This window comes from Natroniella sulfidigena (genome assembly GCF_023223645.1).
GTDB lineage: Bacteria > Bacillota > Halanaerobiia > Halobacteroidales > Halobacteroidaceae > Natroniella > Natroniella sulfidigena.
This window is the reverse complement of sequence record NZ_JALKBY010000008.1, coordinates 24,802-47,475: the sequence shown is the minus strand read 5'-3', so window position 1 is coordinate 47,475 and position 22,674 is coordinate 24,802. Positions and strand designations below refer to the sequence as shown.

At 35.7% G+C, this 22,674-nt stretch carries 21 protein-coding genes; all 21 read left to right on the top strand.

The window, feature by feature from the left end:
- Positions 1 to 3 precede the first annotated feature (3 nt).
- The 21 genes from MWH28_RS06505 to MWH28_RS06405 all read left to right on the top strand — a co-directional run bounded on the left by MWH28_RS06505 (position 4) and on the right by MWH28_RS06405 (position 22,672).
- Positions 4 to 1,161 carry a D-alanyl-D-alanine carboxypeptidase family protein gene (locus MWH28_RS06505; RefSeq protein ID WP_248618510.1) on the top strand — a complete coding sequence of 386 codons (1,158 nt, stop codon included), beginning with the start codon at positions 4 to 6 and terminating at the stop codon, positions 1,159 to 1,161.
- 458 nt (positions 1,162 to 1,619) lie between these two features.
- Positions 1,620 to 2,690, top strand: coding sequence for a rhodanese-like domain-containing protein (locus MWH28_RS06500; protein WP_248618509.1), 1,071 nt, complete (start codon positions 1,620 to 1,622; stop codon positions 2,688 to 2,690).
- Between the two features lie 79 nt (positions 2,691 to 2,769).
- Positions 2,770 to 4,974 (top strand): respiratory selenite reductase catalytic subunit SrrA, encoded by a 2,205-nt coding sequence (srrA, locus tag MWH28_RS06495; RefSeq protein ID WP_248618508.1) that lies wholly within the window; start codon positions 2,770 to 2,772, stop codon positions 4,972 to 4,974.
- On the top strand, positions 4,975 to 5,532 hold the full coding sequence (locus MWH28_RS06490) for a 4Fe-4S dicluster domain-containing protein (protein WP_248618507.1): 558 nt from the start codon (positions 4,975 to 4,977) through the stop codon (positions 5,530 to 5,532).
- Positions 5,533 to 5,547: 15 nt separating this feature from the next.
- Positions 5,548 to 6,168 (top strand): TorD/DmsD family molecular chaperone, encoded by a 621-nt coding sequence (locus MWH28_RS06485; protein WP_248618506.1) that lies wholly within the window; start codon positions 5,548 to 5,550, stop codon positions 6,166 to 6,168.
- A gap of 16 nt (positions 6,169 to 6,184) precedes the next feature.
- On the top strand, positions 6,185 to 6,934 hold the full coding sequence (locus tag MWH28_RS06480) for a rhodanese-like domain-containing protein (protein ID WP_248618505.1): 750 nt from the start codon (positions 6,185 to 6,187) through the stop codon (positions 6,932 to 6,934).
- Positions 6,935 to 6,985: 51 nt separating this feature from the next.
- The gene (locus MWH28_RS06475; protein WP_248618504.1) at positions 6,986 to 7,411 is read left to right on the top strand and encodes a rhodanese-like domain-containing protein; all 426 of its coding nucleotides are present in this window, start codon (positions 6,986 to 6,988) and stop codon (positions 7,409 to 7,411) included.
- A 123-nt stretch (positions 7,412 to 7,534) separates the two neighbouring features.
- On the top strand, positions 7,535 to 8,467 hold the full coding sequence (locus MWH28_RS06470; RefSeq protein ID WP_248618503.1) for a SpoIID/LytB domain-containing protein: 933 nt from the start codon (positions 7,535 to 7,537) through the stop codon (positions 8,465 to 8,467).
- Between the two features lie 131 nt (positions 8,468 to 8,598).
- Positions 8,599 to 10,314, top strand: coding sequence for a phospho-sugar mutase (locus MWH28_RS06465; protein WP_248618502.1), 1,716 nt, complete (start codon positions 8,599 to 8,601; stop codon positions 10,312 to 10,314).
- 287 nt (positions 10,315 to 10,601) lie between these two features.
- Positions 10,602 to 11,300, top strand: a complete 699-nt coding sequence (locus MWH28_RS06460) for a FadR/GntR family transcriptional regulator (RefSeq protein ID WP_248618501.1) — start codon at positions 10,602 to 10,604, stop codon at positions 11,298 to 11,300.
- Positions 11,301 to 11,577: 277 nt separating this feature from the next.
- Positions 11,578 to 13,251, top strand: a complete 1,674-nt coding sequence (locus MWH28_RS06455; protein WP_248618500.1) for an L-lactate permease — start codon at positions 11,578 to 11,580, stop codon at positions 13,249 to 13,251.
- A 208-nt stretch (positions 13,252 to 13,459) separates the two neighbouring features.
- A complete protein-coding gene (locus tag MWH28_RS06450) occupies positions 13,460 to 14,254 on the top strand; it encodes an electron transfer flavoprotein subunit beta/FixA family protein (RefSeq protein ID WP_248618499.1) in 795 nt (264 codons plus the stop codon).
- Positions 14,251 to 15,468, top strand: coding sequence for an electron transfer flavoprotein subunit alpha (locus MWH28_RS06445; protein ID WP_248618498.1), 1,218 nt, complete (start codon positions 14,251 to 14,253; stop codon positions 15,466 to 15,468). Before MWH28_RS06450 ends, MWH28_RS06445 begins: the two co-directional genes overlap by 4 nt.
- Before the next feature lie 17 nt (positions 15,469 to 15,485).
- A complete protein-coding gene (locus MWH28_RS06440; RefSeq protein WP_248618497.1) occupies positions 15,486 to 16,877 on the top strand; it encodes an FAD-binding oxidoreductase in 1,392 nt (463 codons plus the stop codon).
- A gap of 41 nt (positions 16,878 to 16,918) precedes the next feature.
- Positions 16,919 to 18,196: a nickel-dependent lactate racemase gene (larA, locus tag MWH28_RS06435; RefSeq protein WP_248618496.1), complete on the top strand. Its 1,278-nt coding sequence runs from the start codon at positions 16,919 to 16,921 to the stop codon at positions 18,194 to 18,196.
- 107 nt (positions 18,197 to 18,303) lie between these two features.
- A complete protein-coding gene (gene yabP, locus MWH28_RS06430) occupies positions 18,304 to 18,573 on the top strand; it encodes a sporulation protein YabP (RefSeq protein WP_248618494.1) in 270 nt (89 codons plus the stop codon).
- Positions 18,574 to 18,596: 23 nt separating this feature from the next.
- The gene (yabQ, locus tag MWH28_RS06425; RefSeq protein WP_248618493.1) at positions 18,597 to 19,013 is read left to right on the top strand and encodes a spore cortex biosynthesis protein YabQ; all 417 of its coding nucleotides are present in this window, start codon (positions 18,597 to 18,599) and stop codon (positions 19,011 to 19,013) included.
- A 75-nt stretch (positions 19,014 to 19,088) separates the two neighbouring features.
- Entirely contained in the window at positions 19,089 to 19,385 is a 297-nt protein-coding gene (locus tag MWH28_RS06420; RefSeq protein WP_248618491.1) for an FtsB family cell division protein, read from the top strand.
- A 19-nt stretch (positions 19,386 to 19,404) separates the two neighbouring features.
- Positions 19,405 to 21,561: a Tex family protein gene (locus MWH28_RS06415; RefSeq protein WP_248618490.1), complete on the top strand. Its 2,157-nt coding sequence runs from the start codon at positions 19,405 to 19,407 to the stop codon at positions 21,559 to 21,561.
- 92 nt (positions 21,562 to 21,653) lie between these two features.
- On the top strand, positions 21,654 to 22,019 hold the full coding sequence (locus tag MWH28_RS06410) for a S1 RNA-binding domain-containing protein (RefSeq protein WP_248618488.1): 366 nt from the start codon (positions 21,654 to 21,656) through the stop codon (positions 22,017 to 22,019).
- Positions 22,020 to 22,105: 86 nt separating this feature from the next.
- A complete protein-coding gene (locus tag MWH28_RS06405; protein ID WP_248618486.1) occupies positions 22,106 to 22,672 on the top strand; it encodes a DUF501 domain-containing protein in 567 nt (188 codons plus the stop codon).
- The last annotated feature ends 2 nt before the right edge of the window (positions 22,673 to 22,674 follow it).

Here is a 22,674-nt window from a genome sequence, read left to right as displayed (position 1 = left end):
ATTATGTTGAGTTTTAAAAGGGGAGTTAGTAGTTTATTAATCATTCTATTTTTAGCTTTGATTCCAACTGCTTATGCTAGTGAGCCAGACTTAGATCTTAAATCTGCGATGTTAGTAGAAGCTGAAACTGGGCAAGTACTATATAGTTATAATGAGGACTTAGAGTTAGCTCCAGCTAGTATAACCAAGACAATGGCTTTATTATTAGTTATGGAGGCATTAGAAGCAGGAGAGATCTCTTTAGAAGAAGAGGTAGAGGCGACTAGGTTGGCCCAATCAAAAGGCGGATCACAGATTTGGTTACAAGCAGGAGAGAAGATGACAGTTGAGGATTTATTAAAGGCAGTTATTATTCCTTCAGCTAATGATGCTACTGTTGCTTTAGCGGAACATATAGGTGGTTCTAAAGATAACTTTGTACGGCAGATGAATCGCAGAGCAGAGGAGTTAGGCTTAGAGAATACTTATTTTGGTAATGCAACAGGTCTTCCTGTTAGAGATGGTCAAGATAGCTATTCGACTGCTGAAGATATTGCAGTTATGTCTAGAGAGTTGATTAAATATGATTTAGTTATGGATTATTCTGCAAGGAGGACTGCGAGAATTAGAGGTGGAGAGTATCCGATTTATACCACAAATAATTTCATTGGACATTTTGAAGGAGCAGATGGATTAAAAACAGGTTGGACTACACAAGCAGGATATAATTTAGTAGGAACGGCTGAACGGGATGGAGTTCGGTTCATTTCAGTTGTATTGGGAACAGATAGTGATCAAGCTCGAGTAAATGAGACTGCTCGGTTATTAGATTATGCTTTTAGAGCATTTCATGAAACAAAGCTAATTAATTCTGGGGTAGAAGTAGAGCAAGTAGAGGTAGATAAAGGAGAAGAGTTAGAAGTTCCAGTTGTTACAGCTACTGAATTTTCGGCATTTATTGAACGGGGAACAAAAGATGAAATTGAGCAGGAAGTAAGGATTGAAGAAGAATTAGAGGCACCAGTGGAAGAAGGAGCAAGAGTTGGAGAGTTATTATTTATCCAAGAAGATCAAGAATTAGGTCGGGTTGAATTAGTAACAGCTGAAGAGGTAGAACGAGCAGGGATTTTAACATTGCTCTTTAGGTGGATTAAAAACTTCATATTAGGATTCTTTGCTTAAAAAAAGCCTTCTCAATGAGAAGGCTTTTTTCTGTGTATAAGGTCATATTTTTTAGCTATTCCGTTTGGTTATCAGGCTATAACTAAAGCGAATAGCCAGTTAACAGGATGGTTGAGAATAATCTAGAATAATAATAGTAACATGAATTAATTTTAATGACAATGATTTAGATCATTTTAATTAAGAAAAAGCAAGTTTTTATTATTTAGGAAACTATGTTTTTTAAAGGTTATGAATAACTTTTTGATTTCACTTATTCTTAATCTTAGACTTAGCCTAAAGTGGGCTAATGCCCACTTTGTTTTTTTGATTAGTTAGTGAATGTGATAATTACCTCTAAAAGTTGAATTAAGTATTTTTAGCTAAGGCAAGAGAAATAACTTTACAAAGGGGGTGTGAAAGGAAGGGTATAGTTGATTTGGTTTTATCAAAATAGAATTAAGGAGGTTATAAATGTAATGTTTAGAAAGTTATTGTTTAGAAAAAAATCAATACTTTTAATTTTTAGTCTCATAATTATATTAAGTTTAGTGGCTTGTAATGATCAATCGGAGCCAACAATTACAGATGATGTTGTTGAAGAAGAGGTTGAAGAAGTAGTTGTTGATCCATTAGAAAAGCAGCTGGAAGGAGAGCAGTTTGAAGCATTAATAGAAGTTGCAGATGATTATTTGCAAAATGATTATCAGGAAGTTATTACTCCAAGAGAAGTATATGAAAATGTTGTATTATATCCAGATCCTGACTATTATGTGGTAGATATTCGGGGAGCTGATGACTTTACTGATGCTAGTATTATTGGTTCTGTCAATATACCGTACGAAACTATTAGTGAAGAGCATCAAATTGATAAGTTGCCACAGGATAAAAAGATTATTGTGGTCTGTTATTCAGGGCATACTGCTAGCCAAACTGCTGCTTTTTGGGGTATGTTAGGCTTTGATACAGTGGCTATGGAAAATGGCTTTGGAGGCTGGGGAGGATCTTTAGACTGTGATCCTGCTGATTATGAATTGGCAACAGAGCCTACAGAAGCAACAGAAGAATTTGAATTGCCAGAGATTGATTATGAAGTTGATACTTTAAAAGAGTTGATAATTGCTCAAGGGCAGCAAATCATTGAGGATTCATTAAGACCGGTAATAGGATATAGTGATGTTAAATCTATCGTAAAAGAAGAAAGCGATGATTATTTCTTAGTTGATTTAAGAACTTCTAAATTATATCAAAAAGGATTTATTGAAGGAGCAATAAATATTCCTTTAAAAACTATTACTGATCCAGAGAATTTAGCTAAATTGCCTACAGATAAAGAAATTGTGCTTATCAGTTCACATGGTTACGAAGCTAGCCAAGCAGCAAGGATTTTAAATGTGTTAGGTTATGAGGCTATGGCTTCGACTTTTGGCATGAGTGCTTGGACATCCAATGAAGAAGTAATCGGTGACCAACCAGTTGTTTGTAGGGAGGTTGTAGATTATCCAACAGTTATAACTAGGATTGATGTAGAAGAGGGAGATGGTGGCTGAAGCTAAAATTAAGTCCCAGGATGGGACAAAAAATTTGTTATAGTTCTTGACTTTATTAATGAAAGGAGCAGATATAGAGATGGTAAAAATGACGCGACGTAATTTTTTGAAGACTGCAGCAGCAACTGGTGTTGCTAGTACTTCGCTTAAATTTAGTTTTAATGAGTATAGCAAAGCAGCTGCTAATGCTGAAGTTGAAAAAAGACATACTTTGTGTAATGGATGTTCTAATATGTGTGGGTTATTTGTTTATGTTAAGAATGGTCGTGTAGTAAAAGCAGAAGGTAATCCAATTCATTTAAAAAATAAAGGTAAGATTTGTGCTAGAGGGCATGGAATGGTAGCAGATATCTATAATCCAGATCGAGTTACTCGACCGATGAAAAGAGTAGGAGAACAAGAGTTTGAACCTATTTCTTGGGAGCAGGCCTTTAGTGAAATTGGAGAGAAATTAACAGGGATTATAGATGAACATTCAGCTAATTCAGTAACTTGGCTGGAGCATGGAGTAAGAGGAAAGAATTATGCTGATATCTTCTTAGATTATATTGGTTCTCCTAACTACATTACTCACTATGCTACCTGTTTTAGTTCTAAGACAAACGTATGGAGTAGAATGATGGCTACAAATCTCTTTGGCGATCATGAGAATAGTGATTATATGCTCTTTGTAGGGAGAAATTTTGCTGGAGGGATTATTCCAAATGGAATGAGAAAGGTGCTTAAGGCTACAAGGGAAAGAGGGGCTAAGTTAGTTGTAGTAGATCCACGATGTTGTGAGCTAGCAAAGGTAGCTGATGAGTGGATACCGATTAAACCAGGAACTGATTTAGCATTCTTCTTAGCAATAGCTCATGTTCTTGTTACAGAGGATTTAAAGGACAGAAAGTTTACAAGAGAATATGTAGAGAACTTTGAGGAATTTTGGAATGCTAATAGGAATTGTACTCCAGAATGGGCAGAAGAGATAACTGATGTGCCAGCAGATAAGATAAGAGAGATTGCTAGAGATTTAGCTAAACATGCACCAAAAGCTTTTCTAGAAACAGGCTATCATGGCTTAAATGCTCACTATCAAAATAGTGTTCAGCAGGCACAGATGAATGTTATTATTAATGCTCTATTAGGTAATATGTATCAACGCGGTGGATTGCTCCCATCAGCTAGTGTTGAGTTTGGGCAATTTGAGACTAAAAGACCACCTGAGAAAGAAAAAGGCCCTCGAGTAGATGGGGCTGGAGAAGAAGGCCCTTATGCTACAGTTGAAGCAGTAAGGGGTATCCCTCAGCGAGTTCCTCAGTTAGTAGAGGAAGGAAAGATAAAAGCATTATTTATTTACCATTACAATCCTCTACGTACTTGTCCTGATCCAGAATATCAAAAGAAGATTAAAGATGCCGATCTTGTTGTTTCAATGCCTATAGACTGGAATGAAACATCATTGTATACGGCTGATTATATACTACCTGAGTGTTACTTTATGGAAAGGGCTGAACTTCCAGTCCAGACAAGTGGTCATATTACTCATGACTATCCACAGATTGCTATGAGAACTGAAGTTGTAGAACCAATGGAGGATACTAAACCACTACTTGATATTATGAAAGGGATTGCAAAAGAGATTGGAGCAGAAGAGTACTTTGATTTTACTGTTGATGATTGGGCCAAAGCTATGATTGAACCTTTAGGAGTTACGCTAGAACACCTTAAAGAAGCAGGATGTATTGAATTCCGTAATCAGGGTATTGATCCTAAGTTTCCTTTAGAGGGTGGAGAGCCTGCTTTAAATACTCCTTCAGGAAAGGTTGAATTTTCTGTAGGGCTTTATAAGGTAAATGGATTTAGTGGAGTGCCAAGATGGATTCCCCCTAAGGTCGAACCAAAAAGGCAAGATGAGTTTAGATTAATTCATGGAAAACAACCATGGCATTCTCATCACATTACCAGTAATAATCCTTATTTGATGGCTATTAGTGAGCAATATGATGCTACACGAATGTGGATTAATAAAGAACGGGCAGATAAATTGGGTATTAAGACTGGTGATACAGTTACAGTAGAATCAGAAATTGCTAAAAAAGAAGTAGAAGTGAAAGCGACTGAATTATTACACCCTGATTGTGTATGGGTTCCTTCTGCTTATGGTGGGTTTTCAAAGAAGGCTGAAACTGCATACGGTGTAGGGATTAACTGGAATGACTTCTTGCCTGCTATGGTAGAACCTATCGCTGGAAGTACAATGGGGCAAGAAGTGATAGTACGAGTCAGGAAGGAGGGCAAGTAAATGGCAAATTATGCAATGTTAATTGATCCTGATCGTTGTACAGGTTGTGGTGCTTGTAGAATGGCTTGTCAGATGCAGTGGCAGTTAGCACCTAAAATGTATTATAACAGAGTAGAATTTAAAGAAAGTGGGAAATACCCTAATGCTAAGATGGAGATTCTTCCTGTTCAGTGTCAGCACTGTGAGGAGGCACCTTGCCTGAATGTTTGTCCTACTGGAGCTACTAATAAGGGTCATGGTGGAATTATAAATGTTGATTCAGATAACTGTATTCAATGTAAGGCTTGTTTCTATGTCTGTCCTTATGATGCTAGAGTAATTGATCAGGAAACAGGAGTTCCTGGCAAATGTAAGTTTTGTGCTGGCTTTATAAGCCAAGGAGAGACATGTGTTAGTACTTGTATGAATGATGTACGAGTTTTTGGAGATTTAGATGATCCTACTAGCAAAATTACTAAATTAATGAAAGAAAAGGATGTATATCAGCTGCTTACAAGGGAAGGGACTAAACCTAGTATTTACTATGTTGGAAACAAGTTGGAACTTAGTGGTAAATAGGAAGGGTGATTAATAATGTTGTTGACTATTCAAAATGAAGTATTGCCAGAAATATTCTTAACAATAGCCGAATTTTACAAGTATCCAGATCAGAAATTTTATGATGCACTTATTTCAGATGAATTACTTGATGAGTTGAGAGAAAGAATGGAAAAAATTGAGGTTAAAACAGATTGTCTTACTCAACAAGCTGATATCCCTGATTTTCATCAGTTTAAACAGGAATATCTTAGATGCTTTATCGGCATGGATCAACCTAGTGCTTTACCAGTAGAATCAATCTATAAAGTATGGACTACTGATGAGCAAGCACAGATCAATATTGCTAATGAAAAAGGTTATCTGATGGGGGATTCAGCTTTGCATATTAAACACTTAATTGAAGGCTTGGGTTTAGAAATACCAGAGGAATATAAACAGATGCCTGATCATTTAACCATTTTATTAGAACTATTAGTATATACAATAGAACATTGTCAAACTGATGAGGTTAAGCAATTTTTAGATGATCATTTTGATTGGTTGACAGATTTCAAGGAAAGGTTGATTGAAATCGAAGCATTACCCTTATTTATAAGTATAACTGAATCTCTAATAAGTTGTATTGAGCAGACGAAATTAATTATAAAAAGTTAAAGAGAGGAGTAAAGGCATGAAGAAGAGGTTTTCATTTTTAGGTGTTGTTTTGATCTCTTTCTTAGTATTAAGTACTATAGCTGCGTTTCCTGTAGAATCCTATGATGCTGAGGATTTATCAAGGTTTATAGTTGAAGATGATACAGAAGAAGATATAGTGCCTAAAGATCCTGAGCTTAATTATATTAATACTGAAACCTTAATGAGGTTGATGAGCCATGTAAGCCCTACTAGTACAATGCGAGAGTCATATGATGAGTATATGCCTGAGTGGGGGTTTGTAGTGGTCGATTCTCGTCCAGAGGGTAGATATGATGAAGGACATATTAATGGTGCCATTAATATTCCTGATGGTCAGTTTGAAGAGTCAGCTCATTTATTACCTGATGATAAGGAAAAGAAGCTGATTTTTTATTGTGGTGGGCTTCACTGTCCTTTAAGTGCTAACTCAGCTAGAAAAGCAATGGAGATGGGTTATCAAAATGTATATGTTTATCAGGAGGGCACTCCTGCTTGGCGGGAAGCTGGGAATTACTTTACAACTACAGCTGAACATTTAGAAACCTTGATTGGTGATGATGCAGTAAGTGATCCTGCAAGGAAACCATACATGATAATTGACTCCAGACCTTATAATTCTTATTTTAATGAGCATATTCCTAATTCGGTTTCAATGGATGTAGATATTTTTAAAGAGAAGTATAAAGGTGCTATGCCTAGAGATAAGGACATAGAGATCATAGTCTATTGTGGAGGTTTTCAATGAGGACATAGTCATCAAATTGCCAAGTTTTTGGCAAACAGTGGTTATACTGATGTGAAGGTCTTTGCTGGTGGAGTACCGGTTTGGAAAGAGGCAGGATTACCAATGTTTGGTCTTGAATCTAGCGGTGGTGATTTTGATGTTACAGATGGTAGACCTGATTTAGGGATAACTCCTGTTCAATTCCAAGAAGAACTTGAGGCAGGGGCAACGGTAATTGATGTACGAGATGATGATGAAGTGGCCTCAGGAATGATTCCAGGAGCTATTCATATTCCACAGGGAGATATCCTATCAGACCCAGAGGCTATTGCTAGTCAACTACCAGCTGATAAGGATGAAGTAGTACTTTTTCATTGTGCTGGTGGAGTAAGAGCACAGGGGGCAGCAGAAAAGGTCTTTGAAGAGTTGGGTTATGAGAATGCCTTGTATTTAGATAATGCAATCAGAATTGATGGTAGTGGAAACTTTAGTTTTTAAGCTAGATTAGAGGTTTAGACTCTTGCAGAATTTTATTCTGTAAGGGTCTATTTTTTTTAGCATTAAATTTGTGAATAAAAGGCGAATCTAGAAGCAATACTAGTGATAAAAGGAGGAGTTGTGGTGAAGCTAAAAAGAGTTTTTACAGGTTTGATTATCTTAGGATTACTAGTATTTCTTGTAGGTTGTGATCCAGCTGGTGATGATAAGATTGAAGATGCTGGTGAAGGAGATGCACCATTAATTACGGTTGAATTTGAGGATGGAACAACTGAACAGTTGGGTATTGAAGAATATGTTGCTGGAGTTGTAGGAGCAGAGATGAAACCAGATTGGCCAGTTAATGCTTATGCAGCTCAGGCGATTAAGGCCAGAACCTTTACGTTAAGGTTTATGGAAGAAGAGGGAGGGGAGAATAGAATCAGTGCCGAACATGAAAAAGCTCAAGCCTATGACCCCGATCAAATCACTCCAGAGATTAGTGAAGCAGTTGAGCAGACACGAGGATTGGTAGCTACTCATAATGGAGAGTACATCAAAGCTTGGTTCCACTCGAGTGCAGCAGGGCAGACGACTAGTGCTCAGGTAGGGCTAGCTTATGATGATCCTGAACCACCTTATGTAGTCAGTGTAGAATCACCTGATCATCAAGCCCCTGAAGATATTCAAAATTGGCAAGTTATGATCAGTCAAGAAGAGGTTCTAGAAGCTTTAGAAGAAACTGGAGAAGAAGCAAGTCAAGTTTCTGAAATAAATATTCTTGAGAAGGATGATACAGGTCGAATTGTTAAGCTTGATATAGTTCATGATCAAGGTACAAAGCAGTTGAGAGGAGCTGAATTTAGAACACTTGTTGGCCCGGATAATTTAAAATCTACAGTAGTTGAAGAGATAACTGAACAAGATGATGGGTTTTTGTTTGTTGGAAGTGGATGGGGTCATGGTGTAGGAATGAGTCAATGGGGAGCTTATCAGATGGCCCAAGAAGGTAGTTCAGCAGAAGAAATAATCAAACATTATTTTCAGGATATTGAAGTAGAGAAGAAATGGGATTAGAAGCCTTTAATTTTTGATTAAAGGCTTCTCTCACTAGAGCACATTAAATAAAATGTTATAAATTACCAGGAATTTTTAAATTCATCTCGAATAAATCATGATAGAGTACTAAAAAAGAAAAGGAGGGTTTTATGGATTACAAAGAAAAATATGATCAATGGTTAGAGAGTGATTATTTTGATCAACAAACTAAAGAAGAGTTAGAGGCAATAGCTGGTGATGAAGAGGAGATAGAGGAGCGGTTTTATACAGAATTAAGTTTTGGAACTGGTGGCATGAGAGGGATTATTGGAGCAGGTACTAATCGAGTTAACATTTATACTATTAGAAAGGCAACACAAGGATTGGCTAATTATATTTCCCGCGAAGGAGATAAATCTAAAGGGGTTGTTATCTCTCATGATCCAAGACATATGTCACGAGAGTTTGCTGTAGAAGCTGCTCTTGTATTGGCTGCTAATGGGATTAAGGCTTACTTATTTGATGATTTACGTCCTACACCTCAACTTTCCTTTGCAGTGAGGCAGTTAGAAGCAACAGCTGGAATTATGGTTACAGCTAGCCATAATCCTCCTGAATACAATGGGTATAAGGTCTACTGGGAAGATGGAGCTCAGGTTGTACCACCTCATGACACAGGAATTATTGGGGAAGTTAATGCGATAGAAAGTTTTGCAGAAGTTAAAAGAGTTTCTAAAAAGGAGGCCCAAAAAGAAGGGTTACTTGAAATCATTTCTTCTGAAATGGATGATAAGTATACTCAAGCCTTAAAGGATTTAGCTTTAAAGCCTGAGTTGGTTGCAGAAGCAGGTTCTGATTTTGATATTGTCTTTACTCCACTACATGGAACAGGAAATATTCCAGTGCAGAGGATTTTTGAGGAGCTTGGCTTTGAAAATCTACATGTTGTTCCTGAACAGGAAGAACCAGATCCTGACTTTTCTACTGTAGATTATCCTAATCCAGAGGAGCCAGCAGTTTTTGAGTTGGCAATTGAGTTGGCCCGGCAGAAGGATGCTGATTTGATTATGGCTCATGATCCGGATGCTGATCGAGTAGGAATAGCAGTCAAGGATGACCAAGGTGAGTGGGCTTTTTTAAATGGAAATCAAGTTGGAGTTTTATTGACAGATTATATACTTAATTCATCAAAGCAGGTTCCTGATAATGGAGTAATTATTAAAACGGTTGTAACTACAGAGATGATTAATCCAATTGCTAAGGAATATAATTTAGAAGTTCTAAATACGTTAACTGGTTTTAAATATATTGGAGAAAAGATTAGAGAATTTAAGGAAGGAAAATATGATAAAGAATTTATCTTTGGCTTTGAAGAAAGTTATGGTTACTTATATGGAACTCATGCGCGGGATAAAGATGCAGTAGTAGCTACTATGTTGATTGCAGAGATGGCTCTTTATTACCAACAGCAAGGTAGTTCTATTTATCAGCAAATGTCAAGGTTATATGAAGAGCATGGCTACTACAAGGAAGATTTAGAAGCTTTGCGGAAGCCAGGAAAAGAAGGTAAAGAGCAGATTGAACAGATTTTAAAAGAATTAAGAGAAGAGAGTCCGCAAAAAATAAATAATCAACCAGTAGTAATTAAGAAAGATTATTTATTAGGAAAAAGTTATAACTTAGAAACTGAAGAGGAAGTTGAGCTAGATTTACCGGAGTCGAATGTATTACAATTTAAATTAGCAGATGATAGTTTAGTAACGATTAGACCTTCAGGAACGGAGCCTAAAATAAAGTTTTATTTTTCAGTTGTAGGAGAGACAGAGGAGATTGCTGAAGAAAAGTTAGTAGCATTAAAAGATGAGATGATGGAGTTAGTAGAATAGAAGTTTGGCTGTTTAGCCAAACTTCTATTAAAATTATGGAAAAAATATTTTGGCTAAAATGATTGACAAGTCAGAAAAAAAAGATTATAATATACATAGAAAATAAATTTAATAAGTAGAATAAGAGAGTGGATATAACTTTATAATCCTATTGTCTATAAGATCCCACTTTATCTAAGGAGTAAGTCTCTTAGTTAAGGGTGGGATTTATTTAATTAAATGATTCACAATGTTCATATTTGTTGAAATTTGACCGTTAGTTGTGATCAATAAGGGGAGATTATAAGATGGAATTTAATCCAGTTCAAGACAAGAAAGTTTATCAGCAGATTATTGATCAAATTAAGCAAATGATCTATCAAGGTCAATTGAAAAAAGGTGATAAATTACCTTCTGAGCGAACATTAACTGCAGAATTGAATGTTAGTCGTTCATCATTACGAGAAGCTTTTAGTGCCTTGGAGATTATAGGGTTGATTGAAAGTAGACATGGAGAAGGAACTTTTATCAAAGAAAATACAGATGACAATTTCTTGAAACCATTATCGTTATTATTTATGGTTGAAGAGGATGTTAATGGAGATTTAATCGAATTAAGAAAAATGATTGAGACTAGTAGTGTTGAGCTAGCAGCATGGCGAGCTGATCAAGAAAGTTTAAATCAAATTAAAAAGCATGTAGATTTAATGAAAGATAGTAGAGGAGATGCAGTTGATAGCCGACGAGCTGATCGAGGCTTTCATTATGCCTTAGCTAAAACGACTGGTAATAAATTGATCTATAAGTTTTTAAACTCTATTTCTGGAGTTATCGATCTATATTTAGCTAATGCAATGGAGAGAATAGTAAAGGATGAAAATAAGAATGAAGCTTTTATCCGTCAGCATGATAAGATTTATCAAGCAATTAAGCTTGGAGATAAAGATTTGGCTAAAGAAGCTATGGTAGAACATTTAAACTGGTCACAAGATTTGATGGACATATAAATTTTGAATTTGTGGTCAGACCATATGTTCATCAGAATAATTATATAATAGAAGAAAATCTGATTTTTAGGGTAGTGGTCAGACCATATGTCCATCAGGAAAGTCAAATAACAAAAATTTTATTTTGAAGTTGTGGTCAGACCATCTGTCCTCTTGGGAGGAGGAGATATTAAAAAATAATAATTATTAGTCTGGATTATATTTTACTTAGTTACATTGTGGAATTTAAAGGCTGTTAATTGACTGAATAATAAAAAAACAAAAGGAGGAGTTAGTTATGTTTGTAGCTATATTAGCTGCTTTACCAATTTTGTTGACAATTATACTAATGGTATTTTATGATTGGCCTGCTCAGAAAGTGATGCCTTTAGCATGGTTAGTGGCTATTGTGATTGCTGGTGGCTATTGGGGGATGCCAGGTCAATGGTTGGCTGGAGCTACTATCTTTGGTGGGTTGAGTGCATTTAATATTTTGGTAATTGTGTTTGGTGCAATAGTACTGATGAATACATTAAAAAATAGTGGGGCAATTAAGACAATTAATAAGACATTTACTGATATTAGCCCTGACAGAAGAATTCAAGCAGTAATTATTGCGTACTTATTTGTGTCATTTATAGAAGGAGCTGCTGGTTTTGGTACACCTGCTGCATTAGCAGGGCCTTTGTTAGTAGGGCTTGGGTTTCCACCTTTAGCAGCTGCTATGGTTGCTTTGATTGGTGATAGTGTTTCGGTTAGTTTTGGTGCTGTAGGAACACCAATTTTTGGTGGGGTATCTTCAATATTAAGTGGTGATATTTTAGCTCAAGTAGAAGCTGCTGGATTTACACAAAGTGAGTTTTTAGATCAAGTAGGTCTTTGGTCGGCTTTGCCTCATGCAATTATGGGACTAGCTATTCCTTTGATAATTGTAATGGTCTTGACTAAATTGTTTGGGCCAGAGCGCTCATTTAAGCCAGCCTTTGAAGTGGCACCTTTTGCTATCTTTGCGGGACTTGCTTTTTCAGTTCCTTATGTAGCAATTGCTGCTTTTGTTGGCCCAGAATTACCTGCATTGGGTGCTGGATTAATTTCTCTTGCAATTGTAGTTCCTGCTACTAAAGCTGGTTTTTTAGTTCCTGAAGAGACTTGGGATTTTGCTGAACAGTCAGACTGGGATAGTGATTGGATTGGTGATTTAAAACCAGGCGGCGGAGAAGATGAAGAGCTTACTATTAGCCCATTAAATGCTTGGATGCCTTATCTTTTAGTTTCAATTATCTTGGTGGCTACTAGAGTTGTTGGCCCATTACAATCATTTTTAACCAGTTTTTCAGTTAGTTGGGAAGGGATACTTGGAACAAATTTAAGTTATTCTTTTGATTATTTATATTTACCAGGAACAATTCCATTTATGTTGGTTGCTTTCTTGACAATTTTTATGCATCAGATGGATGGGGATGTAGCTAAGAAGACTTGGGTTGATTCATTAAAGCAGATAATTCCTGCTACAATTGCTTTAGTATTTGCTGTAGGAATGGTACAAGTAATGCTTAACTCAGGTGAAGTAACGATTTTAGAGGTTGGAAGTATGATGGATGCTATGTCAACTGCTGCTGCTAATATGTTCCAAGGGGTTTGGCCAATTTTTGCTCCATTCATTGGTCTTCTTGGAGCATTTATGTCAGGTAGTAATACTGTTTCTAATATTTTGTTTTCTGGTTTTCAGTATGGAGTTGCTGATAGTGTTGGAGTATCAAGAATTGTAATTCTTGGTTTACAGGTTGTTGGTGGAGCGGCAGGAAATATGATCTGTGTTCATAATGTTGTAGCTGCTTGTACAACTGTAGGTGTATTAGGTCAAGAAGGGAAGGTAATTAGAACCAATTTAGTACCAGCTTTTGTTTATGCTCTAGTAGTTGGTATTATTGGAGCATTATCTGTTTCAGTATTTGTTCCAGGATTGTTCTAGTCCAAATAGTTATAACACCTGGCTCTAGATAGAGTCAGGTGCTTAGCAAGAATATGGTCAGACCACCTGACCATATCCTAATAAGGGAGGTGGGATATAAAATAGAGCTTCTCAGTCTGTTTTATTAAGAGGTAGATCTAATATATAGATAAGTTGAGTTTGTTTAGTAAGACTAAATTAATAAAATTTTAAAGAAGAGGTGACTAAATTGGAAATTTTAGTATGTATCAAGCAAGTTCCTGATACTAAAAATGTAGAAGTTGATGAAAATGGTAATTTGATTCGTGATGGTGTTGATTCTATTATGAATCCTTATGATCTATATGCTCTTGAAACTGCCTTACAATTAAAAGAAGAGCATGGAGGTACAGTGACAGTTATTACAATGGGGCCTCCTCAAGCTAAGGAAGTTATTAGAGAAGCATATATGATGGGAGCTGATAAGGGATATATTTTATCTGACATTAAATTTGCTGGTGCTGATGTTTTAGCTACTAGTTATACATTAGCTCAAGGGCTTGAGGTAATAGGTTTAAAGAATGGTTATGATTTAATTATTTGTGGAATGGAGAGTACTGATGGAGATACTGCTCAGGTTGGCCCGTCTATCGCAGAGACATTAGGGATTCCTCATGTAGCTTATGTAAGCTCCATAGAAGAATCTACTGTGGAGAAGATAGTTGTAGAGAAGGATATGGGGGATACAATTGAGGTAGTGGAGTTTAGTTATCCTGGTTTAATAACTGTAACTAAGCATGTAAGTCAGCCGAGATTACCTTCCTATAAGCTTAAGTTAGAGACTGAGGATAAAGAGATTAAGACGCTTACTTTTGATGATTTAGCAGATGATGATGAGACTAACTTTGGTTTAAAAGGATCTCCAACACAGGTAGAGAGGGTTTTCCCACCAGAAGATGATATTGAGCAAGTTGTGTGGGATGGTAGTGGAGAAGAATTAGCTGATAAAATGTATAATGAGTTAAAGGAGTTGAAAATCATATGAGTAATTACAGTATAGATTATGTGAATTGTAATTTATGTGGAAAGTGTATGGATGCTTGTCCTTTTGATGCAATAGAGATAGTAGATGAGAAGGTTGAGATGAATGCCGCTTGTAAAGCATGTGGAATTTGCGTTGATGAATGTCAAAAAGGTGTTATTGAACCAATCAAGGATGAAAGAGAAGTGGTTAATAAGGATGAGTGGCAAGATGTATTAGTCTTTGCTGAGCAGTTAGAGGGAGAAATTCATCCTGTAACTTATGAATTGATGGGGAAAGGAAGAGAGCTAGCTAATAAAATAGATCAAGAATTACATGTAGTCTTACTTGGTCATAATATTACAGACCAAACTGATGAAATTATTGCTCATGGTGCTGACAAGGTATATGTCTATGATCAAGAAGAATTACATCACTTCAATGTTGAATTGTATGCAACGGCAATTGAGGACTGTGTTAATAGAACTCAGCCTGCTATTATACTAGTGGGAGCTACTTCGATTGGTCGATCCCTTGCTCCACGTGTGGCTACTAGATTTAGAACAGGTCTAACGGCTGACTGTACTGTGCTAGATGTTAGAGAGAATACTGATTTAGTACAGACTCGACCTGCTTTTGGTGGTAATATTATGGCTACAATTTTAACTACTAGGAATCGACCACAGATGGCTACTATGCGTTATAAAGTCATGGAGCCAGCAAAGAGAGTTGAAGATCCAACTGGTGAAGTTGTAGAATTTAGTGTAGCAGAAGAAAAATTAAAAACGAGAGCTAATATTATTGATATTACTAAAAAGCCAGAAGTAGAGAGTATTGAAGATGCTAATATAATTGTAGCTGTTGGTCGTGGACTTAGAGAAGAGAAAGATTTAGAAATGGCTCGAGAACTTGCTGATTTATTAGGTGGTAAGATAGGAACTACTCGACCATTAATCGAGAAAGGTTGGACTGATCATCAACAACAAATTGGTCTTAGTGGTAGGTCAGTACGACCTGAATTAATAATTACATTAGGTATTTCAGGAGCTGTACAGTTTGTAGCTGGAATGCAGAACTCTGAAAATATTTTTGCGATTAATAATGATCCAGAAGCAAATATCTTTGATGTAGCCCATTATGGAATTGTAGGAGATCTTTATGAAGTAGTGCCACAATTAATTGAAAAGATAAAGAATGGAGAAGAGATCTTTAAAGAGCAGGTTGCAGCTGCCAAATAGTGAAGGAGGAAAAATTAATGAGTTATAATAAAGTTACTGAAATTGATATCCAGCGTTTAAAAGGAATCTTAGATGATGATCGTGTTTATGTAGGTGATCAAATTAGTGAAGATTATTCTCATGATGAATTAGCAGAGCTTAAGGTTTATCCTGAAGTGATGGTTGAACCTGAAACTACAGCAGAAGTCTCAGAAATTATGAAATTTGCTAACGAAAGAAATATTCCAGTAACTCCTCGTGGTACTGGAACAGGGCTTTGTGGTGGTGCAGTGGCAATGGAAGGTGGTATTTTATTATTAACTACTGCTATGGATCAAATTATTGAGATTGATGAGGAAAATTTAATGGCTAAAGTACAACCAGGTGTTATTTTGATGAATTTTGCTGAAACAGTAAGTAATTTAGGATTTTTGTATCCCCCAGATCCTGGTGAAAAGAGTGCTACTTTAGGTGGTAATGTAATGACTAATGCTGGTGGGATGAGAGCTGTTAAGTATGGGGTAACTAGAGATTATGTACAAGGGATGAAGATAGTTCTTCCTACTGGAGAGGTAATTGAAACTGGTGGGAAATTAGTTAAAAATAGTTCAGGTTATAGTATCCAAGAATTAATGATTGGTTCAGAAGGTACATTAGGAATTGTAACTGAGATTACTTTAAAGTTACTTCCATTACCGAAAAAACAACTTACTTTGTTAGTTCCTTTTGATAGTTTAGAACAGGCAATCGGTACGGTACCAGAAATTATTAATGCTAAATTAGTACCGACAGGTATTGAATATATGCAGCGTGATGTCTTATTAGCAGCTACTGAATATTTAGGGAAGGAGTTTCCTGATACATCAGCGGATGCTTATCTATTACTTGTTTTTTATGGCAATGACAAAGATGAGTTAGAGAAGAAGTATGAAGCTGCTGCTGAAGTTTGTTTAGATAATGATGCTCATGATGTCTATATTGCTAATACTGATGAACGTCAGAGTATAATTTGGGATACTCGAGGAGCGTTGCTTGAGGCGTTAAAAGCAGTCAGCCACTTAGATGAATGTGATGTTGTTGTGCCTCGTAATAAGATTGCAGAATTTGTAAAGTATACTGATGCTTTAGAAGAAAAGCATGGTCTTAAGATCCGTGGATTTGGTCATGCAGGTGATGGTAACCTTCACATTTACACAATGAAAGAAGATCTTGATGAAGAGACTTGGCAAGAAAAGAATAAAGCAGTAATGGATGATATGTATGCTAAAGCAAGAGAGTTAAGAGGGTTAGTTTCTGGTGAGCATGGTATTGCTTCTGCTAAGAAGGAATATTTGCATCAAGATGTTGGAGAGGCTCAAGTTAAGCTGATGCGTGGAATCAAAGATACATTCGATCCTAATAACATCTTAAACCCAGGAAAGACTGTTTAGATTTAATAACATTTATTTGATTTATAGAGGGAGGAGAATTAATGCCTGAAATTAAATTACCTTATGGAGAAAAGAAGTTAAGTCTTGAGCTTCCAGAAGAAAGGTTGGAAGGGGTTCTTGTTTCACAAGCTCATGATTATGTTGCAGATCTTTGTGAAGAAGAATTGGTCAAGGAAGCTTTGAAAAATCCAATTAATAGTCCTCAATTAAGAGAGTTAGCAGTTGGAAAAGATAATATAGTTGTAATTTCTAGTGATCATACTCGACCTGTACCTAGCCATGTAACGATGCCGATTATTTTAGATGAAATCAGGGCAGGTAATCCTGAAGCAGAGATTACTATCTTAATAGCAACCGGTTTTCATCGAGCATCTACTGAAGAGGAGTTGCGTCATAAGTATGGAGATGATATTGTGGACAATGAAACAATAATCAATCATGATAGCCGAGATCAAGATAGTATGGTTCATTTAGGAACTTTACCTTCTGGTGGAGATTTAATCCTAAATAAATTGGCTGTAGATGCGGATTTATTGATTGCTGAGGGTTTTATTGAACCACATTTCTTTGCTGGCTTTTCTGGCGGTAGAAAGAGTGTTTTGCCAGGAGTAGCAAGTAAGATGACAGTTTTGGCTAATCATTGTTCGGAGTTTATTGGACATAATAAAGCTCGAACCGGTATTTTAGATGGTAATCCACTGCATAGAGATATGCTATATGCAGCTGAACAGGCTAATCTTGAGTTTATTCTTAATGTAGTAATTAATGAAGATAAGGAAGTAATCAATGCTTTTGCGGGCCATCGTGAGGAAGCTCATGCAGAAGGGTGCCAATTTGTAGCAGAGCTGTCTGGGGCCAAAGCTAAACCTGCTGAGATAGTAATTACGACTAATGGGGGTTATCCTCTAGATCAAAATATTTATCAATCAGTTAAGGGGATGACTGCAGGTGAAGCTACCTGTAAAGAGGGTGGCGTAATTATTATTGCTGCTGAATGCTCTGATGGTCATGGTGGAGAAGCCTTTTATAAGACTTTTGCTGAAGCAGATTCTGTCCAACAAGTGATGGATGAAATAGAAGCTAGAGATCGTAAGGATACTATTCCAGATCAATGGGAGTCTCAGGTGTTAGCTAGATTGTTATTGCAATTTGAAGTGATTATGGTAACTGATGCACCTCGAGAGATGGTTGAAGATATGTCTATGCACTGGGCTGCGGATTTAAATGAAGCATTAGAGATGGCAGAAAAGATACTTGATGATTCTGAAGCTAGGATTACTGTTATTCCTGATGGTGTTTCTGTAACAGTCTCAAAATAAATAATAAATAGTAGAAAAGAAGTCTGTTGGCTATAGCTAGCAGACTTCTTTTTTTTGAATAGAATTATTAATAACAGCATAAATATTGAGTGAGAAGGGGGGATAAGATGACAGAAAACAATGGTGCTAAACAGAACTTAGAATTATATGATCGCAAGTTATTAAATTTGACTGGAGTAGTAGAAGTAATTAATTTTGATGAAACTAAGATAGTATTAGAGACAAATCTAGGAAGTTTAGTAATTCTCGGAGAAGAGTTGCATATCAATCAACTTGATTTAGATAGTTCAAAATTGAGTGTAGATGGTTATATTAGGGAACTAAAGTATGACCAAGAGTTACATAAAGGAGGGATTATCAAACGATTATTCAAATAGTTTAGATTTAGGAGGAAAAGAGTATGGTTTCATTAAGGTTACAAGCTTTTACATTTTTAAATATGATGATGATAGGAGTGGTTATTGGCTTTTTTTTTGATTTTTATCGTGTTTTGAGGGGAAAGTGCCAATTGGGTAGAGTAGCTACTGATTTATTTGATCTTTTATTTTGTTTAGCAGTTACATTATTTGTTTTTTTAGGTTTAATTTATAGTAATCAAGGTCAAGTTAGGTTATATATATTTATAGGGGTTATTAGTGGGGAGGTTATTTATTATTTAACCATCAGTAAGTATAGTATTATCTTTTTTCAGCGAGTAGTAAAATTGATTGGAGTATTTTACCAGAAAATAAAGAGTATCGTTTTATTAATTTATAATAGATTAAAGTCCATTTTACTGAAGATTAAAGAGAAATTTAAGGAAATATTTAAAAGATAACTTGCAGGATAAAATAATTTAAACCTAGAATAAAGTAAAAGCATTGACTAAGGAATTAATCAAAGAGGTGAAATGATGAAAGTACTTAAGATAATTAAAAGTAGATTATTTAAAGTATTATTTTTAATTGCAGGAATCTTTTTTTTAGCTGGAACTATCAATAATTTTTATCAAGGCAGTTTAGAAAGAAAGAGGTTACAAGAAGAGATTGTACGGCTAGAAGAAGAGATTGAGGAGATAGCTTTTGATAAAAAAGAGCTTGAAAAACAGGTCGAACATGTCAATTCTGAAAAGTTTATAAAACAGGTGGCTAGGAGTGAATTAGGATTGGTAAAAGAAGGGGAAATGTTATATATCATTATAGATGAATGATAAATCAGGAGGGAAATAATTGAAATTTAATTTAGAAGAGCAATTAGCAGAGGAATTAAGTTTAGAAATTGGACAAGTTAACAGAACTATTAAGTTATTAAAAGACGGAAATACTATTCCCTTTATAGCTCGTTATAGAAAAGAAGCAACTGGCAAGTTAGATGAGGTTACTTTAAGAGATTTGAAAGCAAGATGGGAATATTTAGAGAAGTTGCAGCAGAGGAAGGAAGAAGTTATTGCTTCAATTGCTAAACAAGATAAGTTAACTGCTGAGTTAGAAGCTAAAATCAATCAAGTTGCCAAATTACAAGAGTTAGAGGATATTTATCGTCCTTATAGACCTAAAAGAAGAACACGAGCTACAATGGCTAAGGAGAAGGGGTTAGAGCCGTTAGCTAGTAAGTTTTTAGAACAAAAGGTAGAGTCTGGTTCAATTAAGGAGATCTGTAGTGAGTATTTAGACTCTGAACAAGATTTAAGTAGCATAGAAGATGTTTTGCAAGGGGTACGTGATATAGTAGCAGAATATGTTGCTGATCAAGCTGTTAGTAGGAGGTTGGCCCGGCAAATAACTTTAGATGAGGGCCAACTAGTCTCTAAAAGTAAGGTTGATGAGCAGCAGACAGATTATGAAATTTATTATGACTATCAAGAGCAGATTCAAAAGGTGCCTCCTTATCGAGTGTTGGCTATTAATCGGGGAGAAGAGGAAGATATTTTACAAGTTAAGGTGACTTCAAATGATGAGAAGATTATTAATAAATTAGAGAATCAATTTATAACTGGAGATTCAATCTTTAAAGAAGAGTTGAAATTAGCAATTGAGGATGCCTATTATCGGTTGGTTGGCCCGGCAATTGAAAGAGAGATTAGAAGTCACTTAACTGATAAAGCAGAAGAACACGCAATTGATGTATTTAGTAAAAACTTAAGGAATTTATTATTACAACCACCATTAAAAAATAGCAAAGTATTAGCGATTGACCCAGCCTTCAGAACAGGATGCAAGATAGCTGTACTTGATTGCTTTGGTGAATTATTAGTAACAGAGACTATCTACCCTCATAAACCACAAAATAGAAAGCAGGAAGCGAAAGAGATATTAACTGATTTGATCAATGGTCATCAATTAAATACAATAGCTATTGGGAATGGAACTGCTTGTCGAGAAACAGAGCAGTTAGTAACAGAATTAATTCAAGAGTTAGAGCTAGATTTAAAGTATATTATTGTTAATGAAGCAGGAGCCTCTGTTTATTCGGCATCTAAGTTAGCAGGAGTTGAATTTCCAGAATTGGATGTTGCAATGCGTGGGGCTATTTCAATTGGGAGAAGGTTACAAGATCCTTTAGCCGAGTTAGTGAAAATTGATCCTAAGCATATTGGAGTTGGAATGTATCAGCATGATATTAATCAATCACGCCTAGAAGAAGCATTAGAGACAGTTGTAGAGTCGGTTGTTAATTATGTAGGAGTTGATCTAAACTCTGCTTCTAGTGCCTTATTAGGATATGTAGCAGGGATTAATTCTGGAGTGGCTGACTATATTATTGAATATAGAGAAGAGAATAAAGGGTTTAAAAATAGAGAAGAATTAAAGGAGGTCTATCGGTTAGGGCCAAAGACATTCACTCAAGCAGCTGGATTTTTAAAGATCAAAGATGGTGTAAATCTGTTAGATGAAACTGCTATTCATCCTGAATCTTATCAAATAGCAGAACAATTATTAAAAAGGTTTAACTTTGAACTTAAAGATTTAAAGAATAAATCAGCTTTAAAAGAATTAAAACAATCCTTAAAGGATTGTGCTCTTGTTGATATAAGTGAAGAACTTAAAGTTGGGTTACCAACATTAAAGGATATAAAAGAATCGTTATTAAAACCAGGGCGTGATCCAAGAGATAAGCTACCTAAACCAATCTTTAAAGAAGAAATTTTAGCAATAGAAGATTTAAAGCCAGATATGATTTTATCTGGTACGGTAAGGAATGTGGTTGACTTTGGAGCTTTTGTGGATATAGGGGTTAAAGAAGATGGCTTAGTACATATTTCTAAGCTCAGTGCTCAATATATAACTGATCCATTAGAAGTTGTTGGAGTTGGAGATAATGTAGAAGTGAAAGTCCTGGAGGTTGATTCTTCTAGAGGGAGAATTTCATTGACTATGGACTTTTAGTTAATTTGACACAACTTAAAATATAGTGTATAATATGACATATTAATGTGATCATTCACATATAAAATCTTATGAGGAGGAATTTTTTTAGTATGTCAATTGAGGTTGGATCTACTGTAGAAGGGGTAGTAACAGGCATTACAAACTTTGGAGCATTCATTGAGTTAGATGGAGGTGAAACTGGTCTAGTTCATATCTCTGAAGTAGCTGATACTTATGTTAAAGATGTTAGCAATTACTTAAAAATGAGAGAGAAGATTAAGGTAAAGGTTATTTCTATTGATGATGATGGAAAGATTGGTTTGTCTATTAAGCAACTAGACAATAAGAAAAAGAAGTTCAAGACAGTTCCTAAAAAGTCTTTTGAAGATAGGCTATCTGACTTTATGAAAGAAAGTGAACAACGACAACAAGACCTAAGACGTAGTTTAGAAAAAAGAAGCGGTCAAAGTTCTTAATATAAATTATAAATTCGGCTAATGATATATATGCACCCTCAAATTTATTTGAGGGTGTTTCTTTATATTTGAAAGGAGTCAAGATGATGAATTTAACTCAAGAACAACTAAAAGTTTTAACTAGACAGCTAGGAAGAGAACCAAGAAATGTAGCTGAGATTGCTAAGCAGTGTGTAGGTGAACATCCTCAAGTTATTACTACCAAACCAATTTTGATTAAAGATGATAGCTTTGGGATCTTTCCGACCACTTTTTGGTTAACGTGTCCTGAATTAAATTATAGAATTGGCAGGTTAGAGGGAGAGGGAATGGTGCAAAAGATTCAACAAGAGATCAAATCAAATCAAAAATTAGCAACTAAATTAAAACAAGCACACCAAAACTATGCCAAACAGAGGATAGAATTAGCTGACCAGCAACTATTAGCTAGATTAAAAGAAGAAAATGAAGGCCAATATAATGTTTTAAAGGAATCTGGAGTAGGAGGAATTATGGATTTTGGAGGGATTAAGTGTTTACATACTCATTATGCCCATTATTTAGTTGATCCGATCAATCCAGTAGGTCAACTAGTAGATGACTTATTACAAGAAAGATTTACTCTGTTAGATCCAAAAGAGTGTTGTTCGAAGTGTCAGGGAGAGGAGGAATAAAA

Bases quoted from the DNA above. Each gene is read 5' to 3' on its own strand.
- MWH28_RS06505 (WP_248618510.1), top strand. From the start codon at position 4: ATGTTGAGTTTTAAAAGGGGAGTTAGTAGTTTATTAATCATTCTATTT.
- MWH28_RS06500 (WP_248618509.1), top strand. From the start codon at position 1,620: ATGTTTAGAAAGTTATTGTTTAGAAAAAAATCAATACTTTTAATTTTT.
- srrA (WP_248618508.1), top strand. From the start codon at position 2,770: ATGGTAAAAATGACGCGACGTAATTTTTTGAAGACTGCAGCAGCAACT.
- MWH28_RS06490 (WP_248618507.1), top strand. From the start codon at position 4,975: ATGGCAAATTATGCAATGTTAATTGATCCTGATCGTTGTACAGGTTGT.
- MWH28_RS06485 (WP_248618506.1), top strand. From the start codon at position 5,548: ATGTTGTTGACTATTCAAAATGAAGTATTGCCAGAAATATTCTTAACA.
- MWH28_RS06480 (WP_248618505.1), top strand. From the start codon at position 6,185: ATGAAGAAGAGGTTTTCATTTTTAGGTGTTGTTTTGATCTCTTTCTTA.
- MWH28_RS06465 (WP_248618502.1), top strand. From the start codon at position 8,599: ATGGATTACAAAGAAAAATATGATCAATGGTTAGAGAGTGATTATTTT.
- MWH28_RS06460 (WP_248618501.1), top strand. From the start codon at position 10,602: ATGGAATTTAATCCAGTTCAAGACAAGAAAGTTTATCAGCAGATTATT.
- MWH28_RS06455 (WP_248618500.1), top strand. From the start codon at position 11,578: ATGTTTGTAGCTATATTAGCTGCTTTACCAATTTTGTTGACAATTATA.
- MWH28_RS06445 (WP_248618498.1), top strand. From the start codon at position 14,251: ATGAGTAATTACAGTATAGATTATGTGAATTGTAATTTATGTGGAAAG.
- MWH28_RS06440 (WP_248618497.1), top strand. From the start codon at position 15,486: ATGAGTTATAATAAAGTTACTGAAATTGATATCCAGCGTTTAAAAGGA.
- larA (WP_248618496.1), top strand. From the start codon at position 16,919: ATGCCTGAAATTAAATTACCTTATGGAGAAAAGAAGTTAAGTCTTGAG.
- yabP (WP_248618494.1), top strand. From the start codon at position 18,304: ATGACAGAAAACAATGGTGCTAAACAGAACTTAGAATTATATGATCGC.
- yabQ (WP_248618493.1), top strand. From the start codon at position 18,597: ATGGTTTCATTAAGGTTACAAGCTTTTACATTTTTAAATATGATGATG.
- MWH28_RS06420 (WP_248618491.1), top strand. From the start codon at position 19,089: ATGAAAGTACTTAAGATAATTAAAAGTAGATTATTTAAAGTATTATTT.
- MWH28_RS06410 (WP_248618488.1), top strand. From the start codon at position 21,654: ATGTCAATTGAGGTTGGATCTACTGTAGAAGGGGTAGTAACAGGCATT.
- MWH28_RS06405 (WP_248618486.1), top strand. From the start codon at position 22,106: ATGAATTTAACTCAAGAACAACTAAAAGTTTTAACTAGACAGCTAGGA.